Genomic DNA, 25120 nt, shown 5'->3' on the forward strand with positions numbered 1-25120 from the left:
ATAGTGTAACAGGGCATTGTATTTGGATAAACTTAGTTTGCCTGCTAAGTTTATCGTCTTATCGTATCCTTTTAATATAAAGGTATATAAAGCAAATATTTTAAATTGATACTGTGTTTGCTATTCTACAAGCAATAAAAAATTCATTACTTAAGAGAATTATCATGAAAAAACTAGTACTTGCAGTATTAGCGACAGCCGTTTTAGCCGGTTGTAAAACGTCACCAACAGGACGCACTCAAATAGCGCTTTACTCAGATCAACAAATGAGTGAAATGGGCACTGCTAGTTTTGCAGATATGAAAAAAAGCCAACCAATTAATAAAGATGCAAAAACAAATGCATATGTAAATTGCATTGCTGAAAAAGTAGTGGCTGTCTTACCAAAAGAATACGCGTCGCAAAATTGGGAAGTAGTTGTATTTGAAGATGAATCTGCTAACGCTTTTGCACTACCTGGTGGTTACATTGGGGTTCATACGGGCTTATTAAAAATAGCCACCAATCAAGACCAACTAGCAACCGTACTTGGACACGAAGTAGGGCACGTAATTGCTGAGCATTCTAATGAACGTGTTTCACAGAGTTCTATTTTAGATACCGGTATGCAACTTGGTAGTGCAGCACTTGAAATGGGTAACATTCAATACCGTAATGAAATTATGCAGGGTCTAGGCTTAGGCGCACAGTATGGTGTTGTTTTGCCATTTAGCCGTTCGCACGAGTCAGAAGCTGATGAAATTGGCTTAGATTTAATGGCGGAAGCAGGCTTTAATCCACAAGAATCAGTAACCCTTTGGCAAAATATGAGTGCAGCAAGTAGTGGTACAACACCTGAGTTTTTATCAACTCACCCAGCGCCAAGCAGTCGTATTAAAGACTTACAAGCACAAATGAGTAAAGCACTTAGTGAGCAAAGTACAGCTAAAGCACAGGGTAAAAACCCACAATGTAAGTTGTAATCTAGTTTAATTACTAAATAAAAGCCCCTGAGAGTAATTACTTACAGGGGTTTTTGTATTCAGTACTCACCTTTATTTAGTTGTAAGCGCTTTTTGTAATACATTTTTAAAGCGTTCAAAATCTTCAATGTGCGGCAGGTGCCCTAAGTTATCTAGTTCGAATAATTGTGCGTCAGGAATTAGTGTTGCAGCGTGTCTGCCTAATTTATCGTATCGACCAAGCTCGTAATCAACACCCTCTTTTTTCCAGTTACGGCCTGGGCCGGTTCTGTCGCGTGTACCAATAATTAATTTAACCGGAACAATTAAATCTTTAAATTCGGTTATTACAGGTTGAGTGAAAATCATGTCGTATGTTTTAGCATTTACCCATGCCATTTGTTCTTTATCTGGGCCTTGTATTTGCCCTGTTATAAAGTCAGTTAAGGCTGAATATGTTGTATTCCACTTACCATCGTAGTAATTTTTTTGTTGATAACGTTTAACGCCTTCCGGTGTTTTTGAAAGCTCGTTTTTATAGAAAAAATTAGTATCTTTGTAATCAACATACTGCAGGTAGTTTTCAAGCCCAATAGGGTTTAATAAAATTAGCTTTTTAGTTGTATTTGGATACATTAATGCAAAACGACTCGCTAGCATCCCGCCCATAGAGTGCCCAAGTACAATCGACTCTTTAATATTAAGTGAATCTATTAACGCGTGAGTATGATGAGCAAGCGTCGCAAACGAATACTGGTAATTAGTTGGCTTAGACGACTTGCCAAAACCAATTTGATCAGGGATTAATACCCCATAACCTAAAGATTGCAGATATTGAGCGGTTGTAGTCCAGTAGTCAGCATTAAAATTTTTGCCGTGCATAAGTGTAACTGTAGGCATACCGGCTTTAGTAGGCTTTAAGTAAATATAAGCCATTTTTAATGATTGTTTTTGCGACTCAAGTGCAAAGTAATTTACCTTAAAATCGTATTCGTAATTGCTTAATAGTGCATCATAAGAAAGGGCGGATGTATCTTGAGAAGTGCCAGCTAAGGCATTGTTTGTTAGTACTAATAAAGTAGAGAAACAAATAACTTTAATCGACGACATTCAGTTACTCCTATTAAAGGCGAACGCTTGGCTTAAAAAGAAGTACAACAATAACTAAGTATTTAAACCTGTTCAATTAAATGTTTTACGTGGACGAAAAAAAGCGAAGCTAAAATTGTGCTTCGCTTATTATTACTGAGTAAAGAGCTGATTGTAAAAGTTTAAAATGTCCACTCAATATGGATTTGAGGTACCGATTCAGTGACTTCAGTACCTAATTTATTGTGCCAGTATTGTAATTCCATACCCAGCAGTAATGTGTTCTCTTTCATTTGAAGGGCGTTACCCATATCCCACACTAAAATAGGTTGAGCGAGTATCCACGCCTCTACATTATTGCCAAACTCATCTTCACGCTTTGCAATGTACTCAGCGTGGCCTTTAAAGCTAAATTTTTGCGAGCCAATAGTGAAAGGGTATTCAAAAGCTACATCAAGCATCCAGCTATTAGTTTCAATAGGGGCGCCGCCTTTTGCTACACCTTCGCTGTCGTCAATATAGGCAGTTATTAGTGTTTGAAAAAAGTTAAACCCTGGTACATCCCAGCTTAATTTAACGCCGGGTAAGTACTTAACCATTTTTGCATCGTGGGCAACATTAATACCGGCTGTTAAACCAATATCTAATAAATTGCCAGTACCCACTTTTTCATCATAAAGAGCAGACATGCTAACTGTAGTGTAAAATTCGCCATAAAAGTCATCGTCTTGGTAACCATCGTCTTTAAGATCATTACTGTAATCAATAAAGAAAAAGTTATCACCAAATTCATAACCGGAAGCATGCTGAATAGAATAAACGGTTGTATTTGATTTCTTTTCGGTAAACGGGTTTTTTTGAAAACCATTATTAAGGTGTAGCGCTGTACTGCTCCAGTTTGCTGCAAAAGCAGATGACGATAAAGCAATTGACGCAAGGCTAACGAGGGAAAGTGATTTTTTAAATTTCATAACTGTTTAATTAACTATAATTTTAATGACAGGCGGAAGCAGAGATTATAGCAGGAGTAATTGATTTATAGAGTGTTAATTTTAACAAATGTTGCAGCCTACTTAATAAGCTGCAACATGTAATGACTCAATTTATTACGCTTTATTACGGCGTAAACAAATAATAGTAATCGCCGTAAATGCTAAAATAAAACAGTAATAAGAAGACGTTGATACTTCCCACGGGCTAATTTTAAACGTAGCACCTAACAGTAGCGCTTGTGCGCCATAAGGAAGTGAACCTTGCGTTACACAAGCAAATATATCAAGCAAACTTGCAGAGCGTTTACCGCTTATTTCACCATCATCTGCCAGCTTTTTAGCAATAGGGCCAGCAACAATAATAGATACTGTGTTATTAGCAATACACATATTACTTGTCATAACTAATGCTGCAATACCTAATTGATCAGCCACTTTGCGATGCCATTTTGCAATGATTTTTGTAATTGCCTGAATCTTATGAGCAATATAATCAAGGCCACCATTAATGCGAATAAATTCAGATAATCCACCAATAAACATAGAGAGTAAAAATATCTCCTGCATGTCGGTAAAGCCTTTGTAAATATCTTTTACAAAGCTTGCGCCTTCATAACTTCCTGTAAAGCCCATAAGTGCAGCAAAAATAATACCGCTAAATAACACTACAAATACGTTTAAGCCAGCAACGGCTAACACTAAAATAAAGGCATAAGGAAGTACTAACCAAATATCGTAATCTTTGGTTTCAACTACTTGTGCTGCAGGTGTTAAATAAAACAACAAGCCAATAGTTAGTATTGCAGCGGGTACTGCTATTTTAAGATTCTCTTTAAACTTGTCTTTCATTTCACAGCCCTGCGTTCGCGTAGCTGCAATAGTGGTATCTGAAATAATAGATAAGTTATCGCCAAACATAGCGCCAGATACAATCGTACCGGCCATTAACGCAGGGTCGATACCTGTTTTGATGGATACTGCATATGCAATAGGACCAATAGCACCAATCGTTCCCATCGACGTACCCATTGCAGTAGATACAACCGCTGCAATTAAAAATAAACCAGGAAGTAATAACGAAGGTGGAATAAGTGATAAGCCAGCATTTACTACCGCATCTACACCACCGGTTGCACTGGCAACGGCAGAAAACGCACCTGCAAGTAAGTAGATTAAACACATGGTAATAATATTGTTGTGTCCGGCACCTTTAATAAAGGTCTCTACACACTCGTTTACCGTGCCTTTATTTAAAATAAACGCAAGCATAATGGCAGGTAATATAGCCACTGGAGCAGGAAGTTGATAAAAAGCGTAATCAACCCCTTGAGATTGCAAATATAAACCTGAGCCTAAAAATAGTGCTACAAAGGTTAAAAGGGGTAGTAAAGAAAGTATTGCTTTGTTTTTGTTAAATGATGGCTGCATCATAATCCTCGAAACCAGTTAATTTACAACAGCCAAAAATTCCTCTTTTAGCTGAATTTAGCAAATCTACCTACTATGTTAATCATTAACAAAATTAGGAGAGTGCAGCGCCCGCAAGCCAAAGACCAAATCGACGCGAAAGAGAAGTTTAAATGTATAGATGGCTAAAGTAAACTGGTATTGTTATTATTATTAAATTAAAAGGTCACCTGACTATTGCATGACTTTTAGATAATATCTACAAAGTAACGCTATTTTCAGCGATTAATATTTGTCCAACTGCATAAAAATGCCTAAGCGCGTATTTGTAATGCACCGGATATATACACAGATTAGTAAAAAACGGATTCAAATTTAAATTAGGTAAAAACAATGACTACAAATCGAATAGGCGTTTTTGGTGCTAATGGCAGAATGGGCTTAGCTCTATTAGAAGCAGCGACAATTAAAGAGCAAACACAACTTACAGGTGCATACGTTCGTAGCAGTTCATCGTTATTAGGTATTAATATAAATCAAGTAAATAGCGCAGCCGATAACAGTGTTAGCTTTAGCGAAGAAACCACAATAGATAATGTAGATGTTTTAATCGACTTTACGCTTCCCGCTGGTATGAAAAACCATTTAAAAACCGCTGTAGCACAAAAAATTCCTATGGTTATTGGCACGACGGGCTTAACAAGCGACGATATGGCACTTTTACACGATGCCGCTAAGCATATTCCTATTGTATTTGCGCGAAACTACAGTGTTGGCGTAAATGTATTATTAAACCTAGTACAAACCGCAGCGACCAAATTTGGTGACGATTTAGATATTGAAATATTTGAAGCGCATCATCGTCATAAAATCGATGCGCCATCGGGCACAGCATTAGCCATTGGCGAATCAATTGCACAGGCTAAAGGCTGGGACCACGACGAGGTTGCTGTATATGACCGCAGCCAAGTGGAGACAGCTAAATCGCAAAATGAAATTGGTTATTCGGTACTAAGAGGGGGCGATATAGTAGGTGAACACACCGCATACTTCGCCACAATGGGCGAAAGACTCGAATTAACCCATAAAGCAAGTTCAAGAATGACATTCGCTCTAGGTGCTGTAAGGGCTGCAAGCTGGTTGAAAAATAAACCTGCAGGACTTTATGATATGCAAGATGTACTAGATCTGAAGTAGTTTAGTTACTTTTTTAACTGTTTGGGTCTAATTTTGCCTACAGTGACTTGTTTGTAACGATTTACTAAATAATATTAGACCTAAAAGCTAACTTAATGTAATATGCAGCCAATTTGCCAAAAATTACTAAATGCGTGTTTCCAATTATACCCAAGTGGCTAGTAAATCCGGGGTTTCAGTGGGAATAAAAATAGTTTTAGGCAAGAAAAAATGATTGAAGGTTGAATGCTTTACATCTGCATCATTTAATATTGCGTAAAACAATTTAAGCTCACAGAAATCTGGTTTTGACGATCCCTCTGGGTATTGGCGGGGTGTTAAGCAATTGCTTACTCCCGTTTTTTACTGTTAGGAGGTTTAACTTGACTAAATCCGCTCTGTTAGTCCTAGAAGACGGCACAGTGTTTCGCGGTACTGCAATCGGCGCTGACGGCATGTCAGTCGGTGAAGTAGTATTCAATACGTCTATGACTGGTTATCAAGAAATTTTGACTGATCCATCATACGCGGAACAAATCGTAACTTTGACGTACCCACATATCGGTAATACGGGTACCAACAGCGAAGACGAAGAAGCGAATCAAATTTGGGCTAAAGGCCTAGTGATCCGTGATTTGCCACTGCTAGCGAGTAATTTTCGTAACGAGCAATCGTTAGATGATTACTTAAAAGAACGTAATATTTTAGGTATTGCGGACATCGACACCAGAAAGTTAACTCGAATTTTGCGTGATAAAGGCGCACAAAACGGGTGTATTATTGCTGGCGACGAGCTAGACGAAAATAAAGCGCTACAAGCCGCGCAAGCCTTCCCAGGCTTAAAAGGTATGGATTTAGCAAAAGTTGTCTCAACCAAGGAAAATTTTGAGTGGCGCGAATCAAGCTGGACATTAGGCGAAGGATTTAAAACCCTTGATGCTGCTGATGAAAAGTTTCATGTTGTTGCCTACGACTTCGGTGTAAAGCGTAATATTTTACGTATGCTTGTAGACCGTGGTTGTAAACTTACAGTAGTACCAGCGCAAACCTCTGCCGCTGACGTACTGGCTTTAAACCCTGATGGTATCTTCCTATCTAATGGCCCTGGCGATCCTGAGCCATGTACTTACGCTATTGATGCAATTAAAACCTTTTTAGAAACCGACACACCAATTTTTGGTATCTGTTTAGGCCATCAGTTATTAGCCCTTGCCTCAGGTGCTAAAACAGAAAAAATGAAATTTGGCCACCACGGCGCTAACCACCCAGTTAAAGACCTAGACCGCGATGTAGTTATGATCACAGCTCAAAACCATGGTTTTGCAGCTCAAGAGTCAAGCCTGCCAAGTACGCTTCGTGCCACGCACAAATCGTTATTTGACGGAACGCTTCAAGGTATTCATCGTACAGATAAACCTGCGTTTAGCTTCCAGGGTCACCCTGAAGCAAGCCCTGGTCCGCACGATGCAGCCCCATTATTTGACTACTTCATCGATTTGATGCAAGCGCGTAAACACTAATTTAACTGGAGTAATAATGCCAAAACGTACCGACATAAAAAGCATTCTTATCTTAGGCGCAGGCCCAATTGTAATTGGTCAAGCGTGTGAATTTGACTACTCTGGTGCTCAAGCGTGTAAAGCACTTAGAGAAGAAGGCTACAGAGTTATATTAGTTAACTCAAACCCTGCAACTATCATGACCGACCCTGATATGGCCGATGCAACATACATCGAACCAATTCACTGGGAAGTGGTAGAAAAAATTATTGAAAAAGAAAAGCCAGATGCAGTACTGCCTACAATGGGTGGTCAAACGGCATTAAACTGTGCGCTTGAACTAGACAAGCACGGTGTATTGGCTAAACATGGCGTTGAACTAATTGGTGCAACGGCTGATGCAATCGACAAAGCAGAAAACCGCGAACGTTTCGATATCGCAATGAAAAATATTGGTCTAGAGTGTCCTCGAGCTGAGATTGCTCACTCTATGGATGAAGCCAAAGACATCATAACGCGCATTGGTTTACCATGTATTATCAGACCTTCTTTTACCATGGGCGGCACCGGCGGCGGTGTAGCGTATAACTTAGAAGAGTTTGAAGAAATTTGTGAACGTGGCTTAGATTTATCGCCAACGAACGAATTACTAATTGATGAATCACTGATTGGTTGGAAAGAGTACGAAACAGAAGTTGTACGTGATAAAAACGACAACTGTATTATTGTTTGTACCATTGAAAACTTTGACCCTATGGGTGTTCACACTGGCGATTCAATCACCGTTGCACCAGCGCAAACGCTAACCGACAAAGAATACCAAATTATGCGTAACGCCTCTATGGCAGTATTACGTGAAATTGGTGTAGAAACCGGTGGTTCGAACGTACAGTTTGGTATTAATCCAGAAGATGGCCGTATGGTTATCATTGAGATGAACCCACGTGTATCACGTTCATCTGCACTAGCATCAAAAGCAACGGGTTTCCCAATTGCTAAAATTGCAGCAAAACTAGCAGTAGGTTACACGCTTGATGAACTTCAAAACGATATTACTGGTGGCAAAACACCCGCGTCTTTTGAGCCTTCAATCGATTACGTTGTTACAAAAATTCCTCGCTTTAACTTTGAAAAATTTGCCGGTGCTAACGACCGTTTAACTACGCAAATGAAATCAGTTGGCGAAGTAATGGCAATTGGTCGTAACCAACAAGAGTCGTTGCAAAAAGCATTACGTGGTCTTGAAGTGGGTGCAACGGGATTCAACCCGATAGTTGCGCTTGATGACCCTAAAGCAAAAGAAAAAATAATTCGTGAACTACGCGAGCCAGGCGCTGAGCGTATTTGGTACATTGCTGATGCAATGCGCCATGGCATGAGCGTTGATGATGTTTACGAACTGACTAAAGTTAACCGCTGGTTCTTAGTACAAATAGAAGACATTTTAAAAGACGAATCAAAAATAGCGAAAGTAGGCATGGCGGGTTTAAATGCTGACTTCCTACGTAAACTTAAGCGCAAAGGCTTTGCAGATCCGCGTATAGCAGAAATTGCAGGTGTATCTGAAGCTGAAATTCGTAAAAAACGTCATTTATTAAACATCGTGCCAGTATACAAACGTGTTGATACGTGCGCTGCAGAATTTAGCTCAGACACTGCTTACATGTATTCAACTTACGATGAAGAGTGTGAAGCTAATCCAACAGATCGTGATAAAATCATGGTTATTGGTGGTGGTCCAAACCGTATCGGTCAAGGTATTGAGTTTGACTACTGTTGTGTACATGCCTCGCTTGCGCTTCGCGAAGACGGTTACGAAACTATTATGGTTAACTGTAACCCTGAAACGGTATCTACCGATTACGATACATCTGACAGGTTATACTTTGAACCAATTACGCTTGAAGACGTACTCGAAATCGTACGTGTTGAAAAGCCAAAAGGCGTTATCGTGCAGTACGGTGGTCAAACACCACTTAAGCTAGCGCGTGAGCTTGAAGCAAACGGCGTACCAGTGATTGGTACTTCACCTGATGCGATTGACCGTGCAGAAGACCGCGAACGTTTCCAACAACTTGTTGAGCGTTTAAACTTACTTCAGCCAGAAAATGCAACAGTAACTTCAACTGAAGAAGCCTTACTTAAGTCAGTTGAAATTGGCTTTCCATTAGTTGTACGCCCGTCGTATGTACTAGGTGGTCGTGCAATGGAAATTGTATACGACGAAGATGATTTACGTCGCTACATGACCGAAGCTGTGCAAGCATCAAACGAAGCACCTGTATTACTGGACCGTTTCTTAGATAACGCGATTGAAGTTGACGTCGACGCAATTTGTGACGGCGAACAAGTAATCATCGGCGGTATCATGGAGCACATTGAGCAAGCGGGTGTTCACTCAGGTGACTCAGCATGTTCATTACCTGCACATTCTTTATCACAAGAAGTGCAAGACGTAATGCGCAAGCAAGTAACCGACATGGCGCTTGAACTTGGTGTTGTTGGCTTGATGAATACACAGTTTGCAGTAAAAGAAGACAAAGTGTACTTAATTGAAGTTAACCCGCGTGCTGCACGTACTGTACCGTTTGTATCTAAAGCAACCGGTGTGGCGCTTGCAAAAGTAGCTGCACGTTGTATGGCTGGTCAGTCTTTAGCAAGCCAAGGTATTACTAAAGAAGTGATCCCTCCTTACTACAGCGTTAAAGAAGTTGTACTGCCGTTTGCTAAGTTTCAGGGTGTGGATCCAATCCGTGGTCCTGAGATGCGTTCAACAGGTGAAGTGATGGGTGTTGGTGATACTTTCGCCGAAGCATTCGCAAAAGCACAATTAGGTGCAAGCAATACTTTACCACGCGGTGGTCGCGCGTTATTATCTGTTCGTAATAGCGATAAGCCACGTATTGTTGAATTAGCCAAAATTATGACCGACTTAGGTTTTGAACTTGACGCAACTGGTGGCACGGCACAAGCTCTTGAAGAAGCTGGCATTGAAGTACGACGTGTAAACAAAGTATATGAAGGCCGCCCGCATATTCTTGATTATATCAAGAATAAAGAGTACAGCTATATCGTCAATACCACCGAAGGTCGCCAAGCGATCGAAGATTCGAAGGTGTTACGTCGTGGTGCATTGCAAAATAAAACCAACTATACGACAACCTTGAACGCGGCATTCGCTAACTGTACTGCTAACAAAGCAGATGACCGTAGTAAAGTGACGTCAGTTCAAGAGCTACACCTGCGATTGAACTAAGGAAATGTGCCAAGGCCAACTAAGGCCTTGGTGTAAAGTGAGAAAAGTATGCAATCAATTCCGATGACAGTTCGTGGCGCAGATTTACTGCGTAAAGAGCTTAACGAATTAAAAACAGTTACCCGTCCAAAAATTATCGCCGACATTGCTGTTGCGCGTGAACACGGTGACTTAAAAGAAAACGCTGAGTACCACGCTGCGCGTGAGCAACAGGGTTTTTGTGAAGGTCGTATTCAAGAAATTGAAGCTAAACTTTCAAATGTTCAAATAATTGACGTAACTAAAATGCCAAATACCGGTAAAGTTATTTTTGGCACTACGGTAACTATTGTAAATGTAGAAACCGATGCTGAAGTAAAATACCGTATTGTGGGCGATGATGAAGCAAGTATTAAAAACAACTTAATATCTGTTAACTCACCGATTGCACGTGGCTTAATTGGTAAACAAATGGACGACGCAGTGTCTATTCAAACGCCAAAAGGTATTGTTGAGTTCGAAATCATTGAAGTTGAGTATCTTTAACGTATAACTCACTTTAACGTTTTAAATAAAAACCGATGTAATTACATCGGTTTTTTTATGTCTGTAATTTAACCTTTAATGGTAAACGCGCACGTACAGTATTCATATTCTATAAATATGGTCTATGTTGGTATAGTAGGTACTTATACCGATATTGTTAAAGACGTATATATTCTAGCGCATTGAATAACTCACTAGCGGCGATAAAAATTATTTATATTGAACAGCTATATGTCATGATTTTCGCCTTGTTAATGAGCTATTTTCTTTTCGCTAAAATAGATCACTAATCTAACGTAATTGGTATTAACGTATTCTCTAAAAAGGAAAATATATGGCTAATATACTTTACCCAGCGCCTTTAAAAGTAGGATCAAAAATAGCAATTTGTTCACTTTCATCAGGCCTCAAAGAAAAGTACCATGCACGGTTAGACATTGTTATTAATGGATTAAAACATCGAGGATATGATGTTGTTGAAGGAGAGTTTTTACGCCAAAGCAAACCGCATGGACAGCTTAACGCTAAAGCGCACGCTCAGCAGTTAATGGGTTTTTTATTAGATGATGAGATAGATGCAATTATGCCTCCATTTGGTGGCGAGCTTGCAATGGAAATACTGCCCCTACTTGATTTTAATGCAATTAAAGAAGCAAAGCCTAAATGGTTAGTTGGGTTCTCTGATGTAAGCACCATTGCATGCGCACTCACGGCAAAATGCCAATGGGCCACACTACACAGCGCTAATCTTATGCAGTTACATCCTGACGAAAAAAGTCCTTATTGCCTGCAAATATTTGAAACACTAAGTTATGAAGCAGGTAGCAAATTTGAGCAAGCACCGTCATCGCATTATCAAAAAAATAGACCTGATTACGTACAAAACCCAAATGCATTGTTTGAACACACAGAAGTTACTCAGTGGCAGTGTTTAAATTACTTTGATTCACGCACTATTGAAATGTCGGGTCGCTTATTTGGTGGGTGTTTAGATACAGTTGGCTTATTGCTCGACTCTCCATTTTTGGCTCTGCATGAATTTAAAAAACACAGTGCACCCGAAGGGCTTATTTTATACCTAGAAAACTCAGAGCTGACGCCAACAACCGTTGCACGGTTTTTACTTTCATTAAAATTAGCAGGTATATTTGACGATATAAACGGTATTATTATTGGTCGCAGCGTGATCACTCAAGGTCAAGATGCTTCTTTTGATTACCGCCACGCGCTTGATGTTGCACTAGGTGGGTGTTTATTTCCTGTGATTATTGATGCCGATATTGGTCATGCTCCACCTAACTTAAATTTAGTAAACGGTGCTACTTGTACAATCACCGCTGACATAAATGAAGGTAAAGTAGTCAAAGCCTCATTAAATACCGAGCTTTGTTAGAAGTTTATTCACTTACCTTTGATAAGTAATTAAGTTAAAGGGTATAATAAGCCCGCTTTTATAGCGCTTTAGTTATAAAAGTACATTCTCAGGGCGGGGCGAAATTCCCCACCGGCGGTATGTTTAATGTTATTTATAACTTAAACGAGCCCGCGAGCGCTTTATTTAACTAATTTTCTCGGTTAAGTAAAGGTCAAGCAGATCTGGTGAGATGCCAGAGCCGACGGTTACAGTCCGGATGAAAGAGAATATGGCTTATTATACTAATACCAATTTTATTAAAGACATGATCATTATATCGCGTTAAGTGAGCTATTTTTTAGCGCTATAATAGGTTACTAATTTAATGCCGTTGGTATAACAGTGTGCGCTGCTTTTTGCTGCGTGCATTTTGTTATTTTATTTAAGCTATTTTGGTAGTGATCGTTTTAAATTTAAAGCGATATATTACTGATCCTTTCACAGTCCTGAATCTATTATTTTTTATTTGGAATATAATGATGATTCAGTCTCTACTTACTCAATTCGGCGAAAGCCATATCCGCGTACAAAGCGCAATTGCTGCACTACAGCAAGGGCAAGGCGTACTTGTTGTTGATGATGAAAACCGTGAAAATGAAGGCGACTTTGTATTTTCAGCTGAGCATTTAACGACTTCTCAAATGGCCGAAATGATCCGCGAAGGCAGCGGTATTGTTTGCTTGTGTATGGGGGAGGAGCGCATTAAACAGCTCGACTTACCGCAAATGGTAACCCACAACACAAGTCAAAATAACACCGCTTATACAGTCACTATTGAAGCTAAGCATGGCGTTACAACAGGCGTGTCTGCTGCTGATAGAGTAACCACTATAAAAACAGCGACAGCCGATAACGCCAAACCAAGTGATTTATCGCGCCCTGGCCATGTATTTGGTTTAAAAGCACAAACTGGCGGTGTGCTAGTTCGCCGTGGTCATACCGAAGCATCGGTTGATTTAATGCAACTTGCAGGCTTAAAACCATTTGGTGTAATTTGCGAACTTACCAACCCCGATGGTTCAATGGCACGTTTACCTGAAGTTAGTGATTATGCTAATAAGCATAATATGACCGTGGTTTCTATTGAAGATCTCGTGCAATACATTCAAGCTGCGCAGCTTAAAGTGAGTTAAGCCGCTTTAAAAGCAAAAAACCACTTATTTGAATGCAAATAAGTGGTTTTTTAATGTAATAAAAATATAACTTATAAAACTTGAATTATTTGCTCTTTAGCTAAACGCGATTTAGGTAATTTAGCATTATAATCTTCTGCGTCATCATGGTAGCCAAGTACTAAAGCTACATCACAAATGTAACCATCTAGCTCTTTTTCAAAAACTTCGCCAATCAACTGTGCATCAACGCCTTCCATAGGAGTTGAATCAATACCTAAGCGTGCTGCTGCATGCATTGTGTTACCAAGCGCTATGTAAGTTTGCGCTTTAGTCCACGTTGCGTTATTGCCTTGCTCATCAGTATTCATATCAACAAACGCGAAAGCACCAAATGATTGTTCGCGGTTTTCTGCTTTAGTACGACCGTTTTTAATGTCTGCATCAATTACTTGTGCGTAATCGTCACGTGTATATTTAGGGTTGTAAGCAAATAAAATAACGTGCGACGCTGTTTTAATATGAGGCTGATTAAATTGAAACTTATTAGCAAAGGTAGTATGCATACGTTCTTTTGCTTCATCAGATTCAATTACAACAAACTTCCAAGGCTGCGAGTTAATTGATGAAGGAGAAAGACGCATAGCTTCATATACTACGTCTAGGTCATCTTGAGGAATACGCTTAGTTGTGTAACGTTTAGTTGTGTAGCGTTTTTCTAAATCACTAATAATTGGGTGAGTCATTATTTTTCCAAATAAATAAATTGAGCGAGTTGTTATTAATTGGTTTGAATTTAAATAATTCAATAGTGACCAATCAGTTTTAAATAAGAATATTTTACGGATTTGATAATAGCGCTTGCTTTGCATTTAATAAACATCATAATCATTGAAACATTATCAAATATATATAGATAATATGAACATAGAAGATTTAAAACTTATTCTAAAAGTAGCTGAGTTTAGAAGTATTACGCTTGCAGCTGCTAAATTAGATATGCGCACAGCAACTGCGAGCGCGGTAATTAAGCGTGTTGAATTAGAACTGGGCAGTGAACTGTTTGTACGTACTACACATCATTTAAGGTTATCAGCCGCTGGGGAGCGCTATATACCTCAGTGCGAACAAGCTTTAGCAATACTTGAGCAAGCAAAGCATAACCTCAAAGGTGAGCATGACGAAATTGAAGGCGAATTACGTGTTGCTCTTTCATCCGATTTGGGGCGAAATTTAGTTATCCCATGGATTGATGAGCTGATGGATAATTATCCTAAGTTAAGCCTCCGAGCGCATATAAGTGACAGTAATATTGATTTTTATCGTGATTCAGTTGATATAGCACTTCGTTATGGCTCGCCAAGTGACGCTAGCGTTTACGGTTTTAAAATTTGCAACGTACCGCGCTTATTATGTGCAACTCAAGAATATTTATTACAAAATGGCTCTCCTGAACATCCAGACGACTTAGCTAATCACCAAGGCTTATTTTATCAACTACAAGATATTATAAATAACACATGGGAGTTCACCGATGGTGAGTCAAAATATAAAGTTAAAATGGATGGTCGGCGCGCGTCTAACGATGGTGACCTAGTGAGGCGATGGTGTGTTGCGGGTAAAGGCTTAGCAGTAAAGTCAGCACTCGATATAGCCGATGATTTACTCAATGATAGGGTGGTTACTGCTTTGCCAGGTTATCAACACACTAATGGCGAATTATGGCTTATTTGCCCAAGTAGGCAGTCAATAACGCCTGCGGTACGTTTACTACGTGATGCATGCAGAGCAAAATCCCAAACTATTCTGCAGCAGTTGGTAAATAAAGGAATTATTGATAAAAGCGTATTAAAGGATTAATACGCAATCTGATTAACTTAGTTTTTTATTAAAAAACTCAATAGTACGCTGCCATGCAAGTTCTGCTTTTTTCTCATCATAACGCCCAGTAGAGTCGTTATGAAAACCATGATTTGCCCCTTTATACATATGCATAGTGTATTCAACGTTATTGGCTTTTAAATCTTGCTCGTACTGTGGCCACGATGCGTTTACACGTTTATCAAGCTCACCTAATTGAATCATTAACGGCGCTTTAATATTTTTACGTAAACTCTCACTTGCAGGAGTGCCGTAAAAAGGCACGCCTGCGCTGATTAAATTACTATCTACTGCGGCTAAGTAATTAACAATGTAGCCACCAAAGCAAAACCCAACAGCGCCTAGCTTACCGTTGCTGTTAGCATGCGATTTTAAAAAGTGTGCAGCGGCTACAAAATCGTTTTGAATTTTAGCGCGATCCATTGTTTTTTGCATGGCACGACCCTCATCGTCGTTACCAGGATAGCCACCTAGTGGAAACAACGCATCGGGTGCAAACGCAATAAAGCCTACCTTAGCTAAGCGCCTTGCTACATCTTTTACGTACGGGTTTAATCCACGGTTTTCGTGTACCACTAGCACAACAGGGAGCTTACCTTCTACGTTTTTAGGTACGGCTAAATATCCCTTGCCCTTACCATATCCGTCTGGTGAATCGAATTCTTCGTACGTTGCCGTAATATCGTCATCATTAAACGAGACTTGCTCAGCAAACGCGTAATTAGGTAATAGCGCTGATGTAAGTACAGCCATCGAAAAACCAAGTGCAGCAAGGCCACCGAGTTTTTTCATAAACGTACGGCGGTCCATTAAATCGTGGGCGTATTCATCATACCAATCAAAGGCTTCTTGCGGGATGTGATCTGATAGCGGGGTATTCATGGCTGTTCCTTAACTTTATTATGTATATTTATTATTTAAATACCATAACGTATTAGGGATAAAAAACGAGCAATATTTCTTTCAATTATTAGGACTGTTGATGGAGTCTATGTGTTAAAAAATGAGTAGTAGAAGTAATATTAGTAAATAGTTAAATATTATTTTTAAGCTTAAAATAAAAAGCTCGGCATAGAGTATGCCGAGCTTTTTTGGTTGGGATATTACTTAACTTAGCTATTAGTAGGCGCTGGTTGGGCATCTACAAGTGGCGGCTTGCCACGCATTTTACGTACTAATCGCTTAGCATCTTCTAGTGCAACGTACTGGCACGGTATAAGTATTAGTGTAATTACGGTGGCAAATAACACACCAAAGGCAAGTGATACAGCCATTGGTATAACTATTTTAGCTTGTAAACTCGTTTCAAAAATAATTGGCATTACACCAATAAAGGTTGTGATTGAGGTGAGTAGTATCGCTCTAAAGCGGCGTGCACCGGCTTGCATTACAGCATCTTTAGTCGCGACACCTTCAGCGCGTGCTTTGTTTACAAAATCGACCATAACGAGGGAGTCATTTACAACCACGCCCGCTACAGCAATTATGCCAAACATCGATAAGCTACTCATGGTCATACCTAAAATCATATGCCCAAACATCGCGCCAACTACACCAAACGGAATAACCGACATAATAATAAGTGGCTGCGAGTAAGAGCGAAGTGGAATCGCTAATAAGGCAAATATAATCATCATTGATATACCAAAATCACGAAGCTGCTCTGAAGCGCTATCCATTTCTTCTTGAATGCGCCCAGCTACATCACTTGTAACCCCAGGGTAGCTTTTAAGTAATGTTGGTAAGTATTCATCACGAATTTCTTCTGCAATCGCAAAAGGTTCGGCTTGGTCGGTATTTACCGCAGCCCATACGTTTACAGTACGTTTAGAGTTTTCGCGGCGAATACGGTTTACACCGTCAACTAGTTTAACTTCGGCTACTTCACTTAGCGGAACTTCAGCGCCAGTAGGTGTAATAATACGCACACTTGCTATGTCACTTATTGAGTTACGTTCGTCTTCTGGGTAGCGGATCATGACTTTAATTTCTTCGCCTTCACGCAATATTCGCTGCGCTTCTAAGCCGTAGTAACTAAAGCTTACTTGCGATGCGACATCAGCAAGCGTTAAACCCATGCTGTAAGCCAGTGGTTTTAAATCAAGTTGTACTTCGTCAGTGGCGCTTTGCATTGAGTCGTTTACGTCGCCAACACCTTCCATTGTTTGTAATTTAGCTTTTAATTTACCTGCTACTTCTTTTAGTACGTCAGCATTTTTGCCTTCAAGTTTAAAGCTAACGTCGCCATCATCTCGGCCACCATTCATTATACTGTCTTGAATGGTCATGGTTTTAACACCAGGTAAAGCGGGCATTTGTTCGCGCCATAATGCACTTAGGGCAAAGGTATCGATAGGGCGTAAATCAGGCTCTACCAAAATGGCCATAATGTTTGCTTGCGTTCTGCCGCGCAGACTTACCGATAAATCGCGGATCATCGGTTTACCGTATTGCTCTTGTAATTGTTGATCGACCTTTAACAAAACGCCTTCTATTTTGCGTGCGGTTTCAAGCGTTGCTTGCTCAGACGAAGCAAGGTTCATTTCAATATCAATACGCGGAAAGTCGTGCGGTATTTTAGGGTTTGGTACAAATTTAACTAAACCACCTGCAAACATACCTGCGCTTACAATAAGCAAACACATAAAGCCAACAATTACGGTATAGCGATAGTGAATACAGCGGCCAACAAAAGGAAGGTAGTAGTTGTTCACAAAGCCTTTTAAGGCACTATCAATTACCATACGTAAGCGGTGTAATAGATTTTTAGGGTTTGGTTTACGTGGGTTCATTGCTGCAATGTGCGCAGGTAAAATAAGTTTTGATTCTATGAGTGAAAAAATCAAACATAAAATAATAACGCCACCAATTGCCTTAGAAAAAGCAGCGCCAGGGCCTGTTGCCATTGTTTGCGGTAAAAATGCCGCAATGGTCGTTAGTACACCAAAGGTTGCTGGCATCGCAACACGTTTAACACCACGTACAACATTATCAAGCGTGTGGCCGTACTTTTCAATTTCGGCACTGGCTGATTCGCCCACAACTATGGCGTCATCAACAACAATCCCGAGTACAAGTATAAAGGCAAAAAGAGAGGCTAGGTTAATTGTTACATCTAAAAAGCCAATAGGCATAAACAAAAAGGCGCCCAGAAAAGACACCGGTAAGCCCATCATTACCCAAAATGCTAAGCGTAGCGGTAAAAACAATGCTAGTACTATCATTACTAACAAGCCACCCCAAATCATGTTATCGACCATCATATCGAGTCGACCTTCAAGGTAGTAAGTTAAATCAACAATAGGAGAGAGCTTAACGCCTGCAGGTAAAAGTGGCTCTTTAGCGGCCATGTAGCTTTTAAGGACTTTTGCTACATCGGTAATATCTTGATCTTTTGATGCGTTTACTTCAAACGAGAGTGAATTTTTACCGTTATATTTTGAATACTGTAAGCCTTCTTCAAAGCCATCGTTAATGGTTGCTACATCGCCTAAGTAAATTTGTGCGCCATCAGCAAGAGTAATAAGTGGGAGCCTTTCAAATTCAAAGCCACGGTATGCTTGTTTTTCAACACGCATCGAAATATAACCGTTTTCAGAGCGTATTTGCCCCGCCGACATATTTGCCGAAAAGCTTTGCACAGCGCCTGCAATATCTCTAAATGTTAAGCCATATTCGCGCAGTTTATCTGGGCTGACTTCTATACCAATTTCGTACTCTAAACCGCCGTTAAAATTAACCAGGTTAACGTGAGGCAGCGCTTGTAACTCATCTTTTATATCGTTGCCAAGCTCTTTTAACTGGTAGTTACTCATGTCGCCATAAAGCGCGAGTATCATTACCTCTTGCTCAAACTTATCACGGCGAACAACAGGGCGTTCCATTCCTGCAGGAAAGGTATTTATTGAATCAACTTGTACTTTAATTTCATCAAGTACTTCTTGTGGATTGTATTGCTCTTCTATTTCAATCCACGCTTGAGAAAAACCACGATTAGAGTAGGTAATTAGGCGTTTAATGCCTTCAAGACCTTCAAGGTTTTCTTCAACTTTAATCGTAATTCCTTCTTCAACCTCTTGCGGGGCAGCCCCAGGATAAACTGCTTGTACGCTTATCCAGTTGCTTTCAAACTGTGGGAACATTTGTTTGCGAATAGTCATGGCCATTAAAAGACCGCCCACTAATATAAATATCATTAGCAGGTTGGCAGCAACGGGATTTCGGGCAAACCATGCTATTAACCCTGTTTCACGAGTGTTCATGGCTATTCCTCTTTCAGCGCAAGTTGAGTTACATCAGTTTTATCAGGCGCAATATCTTCAATTTTTACAGCCATACCTTCGGTTGGATATTCAAGGGCGGAGGTGACAATTTGCTCGCCATTTTTTAACCCTTGGCTGGCTATAATCATGCCGTTTTGTTCGCGTATAATATTTAGCGTTTTAAATGACAAGGTTAGATCGTCATTTAAAATCACAATTTTATTATCTTTAACTAAATGGTGCGCAACAATAATCGCGTTATCAAGCGGGCGACCTTCAATTGTCGCGTTAATGTACGAACCAAAACGAAGTGGGCGTGTTTTATCGCCGTACGGTGTTGCAAGTTGTGCTACCAAATAGCTCATGCGGCTTGTTTGATCAACCACACCTTCAGTGCGAATTACTTTGGCTTGCCACATTGTTTGCTTACCCGCATATTCAGCGTTAAATGTAACGTTTGAACCTACGCCGCCATTTTTTAAATATTGCAGTTCTTGATCGGCAACCGGTAAACGAACCTCTGCAACCGAGGTTGCGCTCAGTGCACCAAAGCTATTACCTGGGTTTACTACTGAACCTAAGCTAATTGTGCGCTCGTTAATAATGGCATCGTACGGGGCTTTAATATAAGTACGTTCAAGGTTGCGGCTTGCACGTTTAACACTTGCTTGAGCAGAGCGGTAACGCGCGAGCTTTTCGGCTAATTGTGGTTTACGTAAATAAAGCTCTGATGCAATAGCATCGCTAGAGTCGGATTTAATACGCTCCCATTCTGCTTTTGCTACATGCGCTTGTGCGCGTTCTATTTCAAGTGCTGAGCTTGCTTGTGCTAAACCCGCTTGAGCTTCAATAAAGTCTGCCTCGTAATCATTTGCATCAATTCGTGCTAAAATATCGCCTTGCTTTACAAACGCTCCTTCAACAAATTGATCTGACACCAAAATAACTTGCCCACTTACTTGTGCTATTAATTCGGTACGGTCTTTTGGTTTTACTATGCCGTACGATTTAACATCGAGCGTTATAGAATCTAAAAGTATGCTTTGAGTCGCAACTAAAGGGCGAATGTCTTGCTCCGGCTTTTCTTCTGGCGGCTTTTTCATGGCCATAAAGGCGAAAGCTAAAGCAATACCGCCTGCTAAAACTGCAATTGGGAGTATTATTTGTTTTGTAGTAGCCACAAGGCATTCCTTCATAATTGGTGGTGACAGAGCAATAATACGCAATAAAGTGTTTACAAGGCGTTTTAAGATGTAACAAAGCATTACATATGTGTATTGCAACTTCGCGTGTGGGCTAATTACGTTCCTAAAAAGGAATAAAAGTAAGTGTTTTTTATACAGAGGATATTATGAAAACCGAATCAATGACTTGCAGATTAGGCTGCGGTGCATGCTGTATTGCGCCAAGTATTAGCTCCCCAATACCAGGGATGCCAAACGGTAAAGAAGCCGGAGAGCGCTGTATTCAGCTGGACGAACGTAATTTATGTAAGTTATTTGGTGATTCAAGTCGGCCTAAAGTGTGTAGCGATTTTAGCGCCACGTTTGATGTGTGCGGCTCAACAAATGCGCAAGCTCTAGCGCTTATTACCGAGCTCGAAGAGCTAACTTAGTGAGCTATTAAAATACACATATATTTACACTTATCTATTAGTGAGTATTTATTTTAAGTAATTAAAAGCTGTGCTTTTCACGTGAGCAAGCTCTTCGTCTACCGACAAAGTGTCGATTTGTGGTTGTTTTGTAGACGTGAAGCTTGCTTACGTTACTGTTTACCAGCTATACGTTGCGCTTAACGTATATTGCTCACCTCGCCCTGGTGTACCAGGTATCTCTTCAAACGATTCACCCCATAAGTTATCTGCAGCTAAAGTAATAAATAAGTCTTTCACCATAGGTGGTGTAATTTTTAACGTTAAATGAGTAAATAAAGCATCGTCGTCACTACCGCGCAGCGCATTTTCGTGCTGTTTGCGCCACTCGTTATCTATTCTAAACTGCAATATATCAGTAGGATTCCACACTGCGCCGAGTGTTAGGCGGTGATCAGGAAAGTTTAATGCGTAAAAACTAGCATCAATATCTGCCGCACCGTAATTTTCTGATTTATGAAGGTAGGTGTAACTCGCTACAATTTCGGTTGTTTCAAAGTGTTTAGTTGCTAAGAACTCAATGCCCGTCGTATTTATATCTACAGGGTTTGCAAAGCGCGCAGAGCTTGAATCAAAATTAAACGTCCAATCGGTTAAGTTGTCATCTTTGCGATAAAAAATAGCCGAATTAAGTTGCCAAGTTTGCTCATCAACTAATAAACCCAGCTCTAGGCTTTTAGTCGTTTCGCGCTCAAGGGTGTAATTACTTCTAAATAACCCGCCTGAATCACTTCCGCCAATGGCGGTATAGCCTGCCACTTGGCTCGCCTCTGCGTACGATAAATAAAACGTGCGCTCAAAACCTTCGCTGTTTTGTGTTTTTAAGGTTACATCACCAATAAGTGACGTTTCAGAGTCGTCTCTGTTAGTGTCGTCAAAAGCAGCACCTAAACGAATAGTAAGTTGCTGGTTGTCCTCAAGCGCTATTTTGTACTCTGGTAGTACACTAATTTTATAATAGTTTCGAGATGTAAAGTTGTTTTCAAGCGTGGTTGATTCAATAGAATCTTCAATAAACTGTGTTGAATAATTTACTGCAAATACATCACTTTGAGTATGTCGACCTGACAATGCTAACGATTTAACCTCGGTTTCGTGAAAGGCTTCAAATGAGCTTGGGTTCTCGCGCGAGAAAATATAATGATCGTTATGCTTACGATAATAAGCAGACACTTCAAAATGACTATTATCTGCGTAGTTTTGCTTATGGTTTAGCATTAATAAGCGCGTTTCTAGCTCTTCTGTTTCGTTAACGCCAAATGGTGTGTACAAATTTGGCCAGCCAAAAAACTTATTTTGTGAGCCAAAAAACAAATCTGTTTGAGAATCAGCGCCAGCTAATTGAACGCGACCCGATGCACGCGTAAAGTCGTGATCGCCGTTATCAATAGTGCCATCGCTTTGTGAGTGAGAAATCTCACCTTCAAAACCAAGCTTCCAATCCTTTGCGCCTTCTAGGGGCATACTCACACCTGCATGTAAGCTTTGTAAGTTAAAATCGTTTGTGCCAGTACCTACCGATACACTGCCGCCCGTGCTAATTGGTTTCCAGCCAAACGATACAGTGCCTACAGAGCTATTAGCACCATTAAGTGCATTGTCTGCGCCTGTTAAAATATAAGGGCCGGTAAGCATTTGCGGTGCAATAGGAATTTCAGCAAAGTAATGACCAGACTGTGGGTCAAGTAAAGTAGCACTACCAACTCTAAAGCCGGTATTTTCAAAAATACCACCGCGTATAGTTACATCGGCTTGCGCTTCAGCCATATTACGTGATTGTAAATCAACACGTGGGTCATACTCTAAATTAGATACCGGAGAGTCAAATGTACCTACAGGTAATGTGTTTGCAGTGGGCGATGCCTCAACCGTTATTTTTTCGATTGCCGGTGATGCTTCAGTTTTATCAGTTATAGCTTCGCCGTAGGCAAAACTGCTCACGCTGCATAGCAATGCAGGGAGTATAAAGTGCGGTGACCATTTCATGTTGTGTGTCTCATTTTTTTATATGCAATTACGGTAACAATTAAATTCAGAACACACTTTTAAGGCGTGATAAAATAATTCAATTAAACAACTGCGATTTTGGCGCGATTGTACATTAATTCATTAAAAACTGCATTTGATAATCATTTGCAAAGTTAATGTATCTAACAAACTTGGTCACATTTATTATGAATATAAAACAGCAAGATACTATTTACTTTGCAGGTGGCTGCCTATGGGGCGTGCAAGAGTTTTTAAAGCACTTACCTGGTGTAATAAGTACTGAAGCAGGGCGGGCTAATGGAAAAAACGATAATACACAAGGCGAATACGACGGTTATGCTGAGTGTGTAAAAGTAATATTTAGTACAAAAGAGGTTAGCTTAAACGAGCTGTTTGGCTTCTTTTTTGAGATTATTGATCCGTATAGCGTTAACAAACAAGGGGATGACGTAGGCCCTAAATATCGCACTGCCATTTATAGCAAAAGCCAAGATCATTTAAAGGTCGCTAGCAATTATATAAGCCAGCGAAGTGATGCTGATAAAATTGTGGTAGGGGTAGAGCTGCTAACTAACTATGTGCCAAGCGATCCTGAGCATCAAGACCGTTTAACTAATCACCCAGATGATTACTGTCATATACCGCTTGAGCTTTTACATAAATATAAAACACAAGATACGTAGGCGGGAGTTTATCTCGTGCATTTATTTGTATGTATTTATCTAAAACCGCGCGGCATAAAGCCCCGCCTACAAAATATAAAACGTGAGATGCGTAGGCGGGAGTTTATCTTGCGCATCTATTTATATGTATTTATCTAAAACCACGCGGCATAAAGCCCCGCCTACAAAGTATAAAATGTGAGATGCGTAGGCGGGAGTTTACCTCGCGCTTTTATATGTATTTATTTAAAACCGCGCGGCATAAAGCCCAGCCTACAAAGTATAAAACGCGAGATGCGTAGGCGGGAGTTTACCTCGCGCATCTATTTATATCTATTTATATGTATTTATCTAAAACTACGCGGCATAAAGCCCCGCCTACAATATAAAGCGTGAGATGCGTAGGCGGGAGTTTACCTCGCGCTTTTATATGTATTTATTTAAAACCGCGCGGCATAAAGCCCAGCCTACAATATAAAACGTGAGATGCGTAGGCGGGAGTTTACCTCGCGCTTTTATTTGTATTTATTTAAAACCGCGCGGCATAAAGCCCAGCCTACAAAGTATAAAATGTGAGATGCGTAGGCGGGAGTTTACCTCGCGCTATTTTTATTTCCATATGTTATCCCTAACCGTAATATTTCTTTTCCACAAAAAAAGCTCACATACTGTGAGCTTTTTCAAAGCGAACCAAAACTTACTGCTGTTTTTGCGGCGGGAAGTTACTTAAAATTTCGCTCACTGTTTTATTAATTGATGCTTCACGTTGTTCTGGCGATTGATTTTTCTTTAATCGACCTTCTTTTGCGCCGCGCCATACTAGCTGGTTAGATTCACGATCTACAATATCAATAATCAGTGTACCCACTTCGTATTCACGCGCGGTTGTATCTTTTTGAAAACCACTTCCCCAGTAACCCCAATTATGGCGGTAACCCGTGTTAAACGTGTCTATTTCAAGCTCTTTATCAACCGATGCATGATAGTTAACAAGCACATCAGCATTTGCTGCATCAACTAAGCTCATACCTAATTTTTGGCTCAGCTCTGCGTTAACGGCGGTGCGAACACGTTTTTCCATTAGGCCATTAATTTGATAGTTGGTTGTGTCTTTAGTTAGGCTAGCGTTTTCTACCCAAGCAAATGTTTTAAAATTACTAAAGTTAGCTGATTTATCGTAATCCCAATCTGGGGTTTGTGTACAAGCTGTAAGAAGTGCTAGCGCTGCAACAATAAGTATATTTTTCATTACGTTTGCTCC

General features: G+C 40.1%; 19 protein-coding genes and 1 riboswitch. Of the genes, 10 read left to right on the forward strand and 9 right to left on the reverse strand.

Translation table 11 applies throughout. The features are described from left to right. Positions 1–164 precede the first annotated feature (164 nt). Positions 165–962: a M48 family metallopeptidase gene (locus GQR54_RS11265; protein ID WP_166377677.1), complete on the forward strand. Its 798-nt coding sequence runs from the start codon at positions 165–167 to the stop codon at positions 960–962. A gap of 72 nt (positions 963–1034) precedes the next feature. Here GQR54_RS11265 and GQR54_RS11270 read toward each other — a convergent pair whose 3' ends face one another. From GQR54_RS11270 to GQR54_RS11280, 3 genes are all read right to left on the reverse strand, one after another. Further along, positions 1035–2051, reverse strand: a complete 1017-nt coding sequence (locus tag GQR54_RS11270) for an alpha/beta hydrolase (protein ID WP_166377679.1) — start codon at positions 2049–2051, stop codon at positions 1035–1037. A gap of 161 nt (positions 2052–2212) precedes the next feature. Further along, a complete protein-coding gene (locus GQR54_RS11275; protein ID WP_166377681.1) occupies positions 2213–3001 on the reverse strand; it encodes a nucleoside-binding protein in 789 nt (262 codons plus the stop codon). A gap of 135 nt (positions 3002–3136) precedes the next feature. Beyond that, the gene (locus tag GQR54_RS11280) at positions 3137–4450 is read right to left on the reverse strand and encodes a Na+/H+ antiporter NhaC family protein (protein ID WP_024607544.1); all 1314 of its coding nucleotides are present in this window, start codon (positions 4448–4450) and stop codon (positions 3137–3139) included. A gap of 372 nt (positions 4451–4822) precedes the next feature. Here GQR54_RS11280 and dapB point away from each other — a divergent pair, with 372 nt between their 5' ends. From dapB to ribB, 6 genes are all read left to right on the forward strand, one after another. Beyond that, on the forward strand, positions 4823–5626 hold the full coding sequence (gene dapB, locus GQR54_RS11285; RefSeq protein WP_166377683.1) for a 4-hydroxy-tetrahydrodipicolinate reductase: 804 nt from the start codon (positions 4823–4825) through the stop codon (positions 5624–5626). A gap of 362 nt (positions 5627–5988) precedes the next feature. Next, on the forward strand, positions 5989–7125 hold the full coding sequence (gene carA, locus GQR54_RS11290; RefSeq protein ID WP_166377685.1) for a glutamine-hydrolyzing carbamoyl-phosphate synthase small subunit: 1137 nt from the start codon (positions 5989–5991) through the stop codon (positions 7123–7125). 16 nt (positions 7126–7141) lie between these two features. Then, positions 7142–10360 (forward strand): carbamoyl-phosphate synthase large subunit, encoded by a 3219-nt coding sequence (gene carB, locus GQR54_RS11295; protein ID WP_024610350.1) that lies wholly within the window; start codon positions 7142–7144, stop codon positions 10358–10360. Positions 10361–10408: 48 nt separating this feature from the next. After that, a complete protein-coding gene (gene greA, locus GQR54_RS11300) occupies positions 10409–10885 on the forward strand; it encodes a transcription elongation factor GreA (protein ID WP_024610351.1) in 477 nt (158 codons plus the stop codon). A 334-nt stretch (positions 10886–11219) separates the two neighbouring features. Beyond that, positions 11220–12278, forward strand: a complete 1059-nt coding sequence (locus tag GQR54_RS11305; protein WP_166377687.1) for a S66 peptidase family protein — start codon at positions 11220–11222, stop codon at positions 12276–12278. Between the two features lie 80 nt (positions 12279–12358). Beyond that, a riboswitch (FMN riboswitch) is annotated at positions 12359–12532 on the forward strand. Between the two features lie 246 nt (positions 12533–12778). Continuing rightward, entirely contained in the window at positions 12779–13432 is a 654-nt protein-coding gene (gene ribB / locus GQR54_RS11310) for a 3,4-dihydroxy-2-butanone-4-phosphate synthase (protein WP_166377728.1), read from the forward strand. 71 nt (positions 13433–13503) lie between these two features. Here ribB and GQR54_RS11315 read toward each other — a convergent pair whose 3' ends face one another. Beyond that, on the reverse strand, positions 13504–14157 hold the full coding sequence (locus GQR54_RS11315; protein WP_166377689.1) for a nitroreductase family protein: 654 nt from the start codon (positions 14155–14157) through the stop codon (positions 13504–13506). 175 nt (positions 14158–14332) lie between these two features. Between GQR54_RS11315 and GQR54_RS11320 the strand changes: the two genes are divergently transcribed. Further along, on the forward strand, positions 14333–15271 hold the full coding sequence (locus GQR54_RS11320; RefSeq protein WP_166377691.1) for a LysR family transcriptional regulator: 939 nt from the start codon (positions 14333–14335) through the stop codon (positions 15269–15271). Positions 15272–15283: 12 nt separating this feature from the next. On the opposite strand, the gene GQR54_RS11325 is transcribed toward GQR54_RS11320, so the two are convergent. From GQR54_RS11325 to GQR54_RS11335, 3 genes are all read right to left on the reverse strand, one after another. Then, entirely contained in the window at positions 15284–16174 is an 891-nt protein-coding gene (locus tag GQR54_RS11325) for a dienelactone hydrolase family protein (protein WP_166377693.1), read from the reverse strand. 230 nt (positions 16175–16404) lie between these two features. Then, a complete protein-coding gene (locus tag GQR54_RS11330; RefSeq protein WP_166377695.1) occupies positions 16405–19554 on the reverse strand; it encodes an efflux RND transporter permease subunit in 3150 nt (1049 codons plus the stop codon). 2 nt (positions 19555–19556) lie between these two features. After that, positions 19557–20735 (reverse strand): efflux RND transporter periplasmic adaptor subunit, encoded by a 1179-nt coding sequence (locus GQR54_RS11335; protein WP_166377697.1) that lies wholly within the window; start codon positions 20733–20735, stop codon positions 19557–19559. 170 nt (positions 20736–20905) lie between these two features. Between GQR54_RS11335 and GQR54_RS11340 the strand changes: the two genes are divergently transcribed. Beyond that, on the forward strand, positions 20906–21169 hold the full coding sequence (locus GQR54_RS11340; protein ID WP_166377699.1) for a YkgJ family cysteine cluster protein: 264 nt from the start codon (positions 20906–20908) through the stop codon (positions 21167–21169). Positions 21170–21328: 159 nt separating this feature from the next. Here GQR54_RS11340 and GQR54_RS11345 read toward each other — a convergent pair whose 3' ends face one another. Then, entirely contained in the window at positions 21329–23194 is a 1866-nt protein-coding gene (locus GQR54_RS11345) for a TonB-dependent receptor (protein ID WP_166377701.1), read from the reverse strand. A gap of 188 nt (positions 23195–23382) precedes the next feature. On the opposite strand from GQR54_RS11345, the gene GQR54_RS11350 reads away from it, so the two are divergent. Beyond that, positions 23383–23880 (forward strand): peptide-methionine (S)-S-oxide reductase, encoded by a 498-nt coding sequence (locus tag GQR54_RS11350; RefSeq protein ID WP_166377703.1) that lies wholly within the window; start codon positions 23383–23385, stop codon positions 23878–23880. Between the two features lie 676 nt (positions 23881–24556). On the opposite strand, the gene GQR54_RS11355 is transcribed toward GQR54_RS11350, so the two are convergent. Next, positions 24557–25108 carry a DUF4136 domain-containing protein gene (locus tag GQR54_RS11355; protein WP_166377705.1) on the reverse strand — a complete coding sequence of 184 codons (552 nt, stop codon included), beginning with the start codon at positions 25106–25108 and terminating at the stop codon, positions 24557–24559. Positions 25109–25120 lie beyond the last annotated feature (12 nt).

It is taken from the genome of Pseudoalteromonas sp. Z9A4 (assembly GCF_011378845.1).
GTDB classification, from domain to species: Bacteria; Pseudomonadota; Gammaproteobacteria; order Enterobacterales; family Alteromonadaceae; genus Pseudoalteromonas; species Pseudoalteromonas arctica.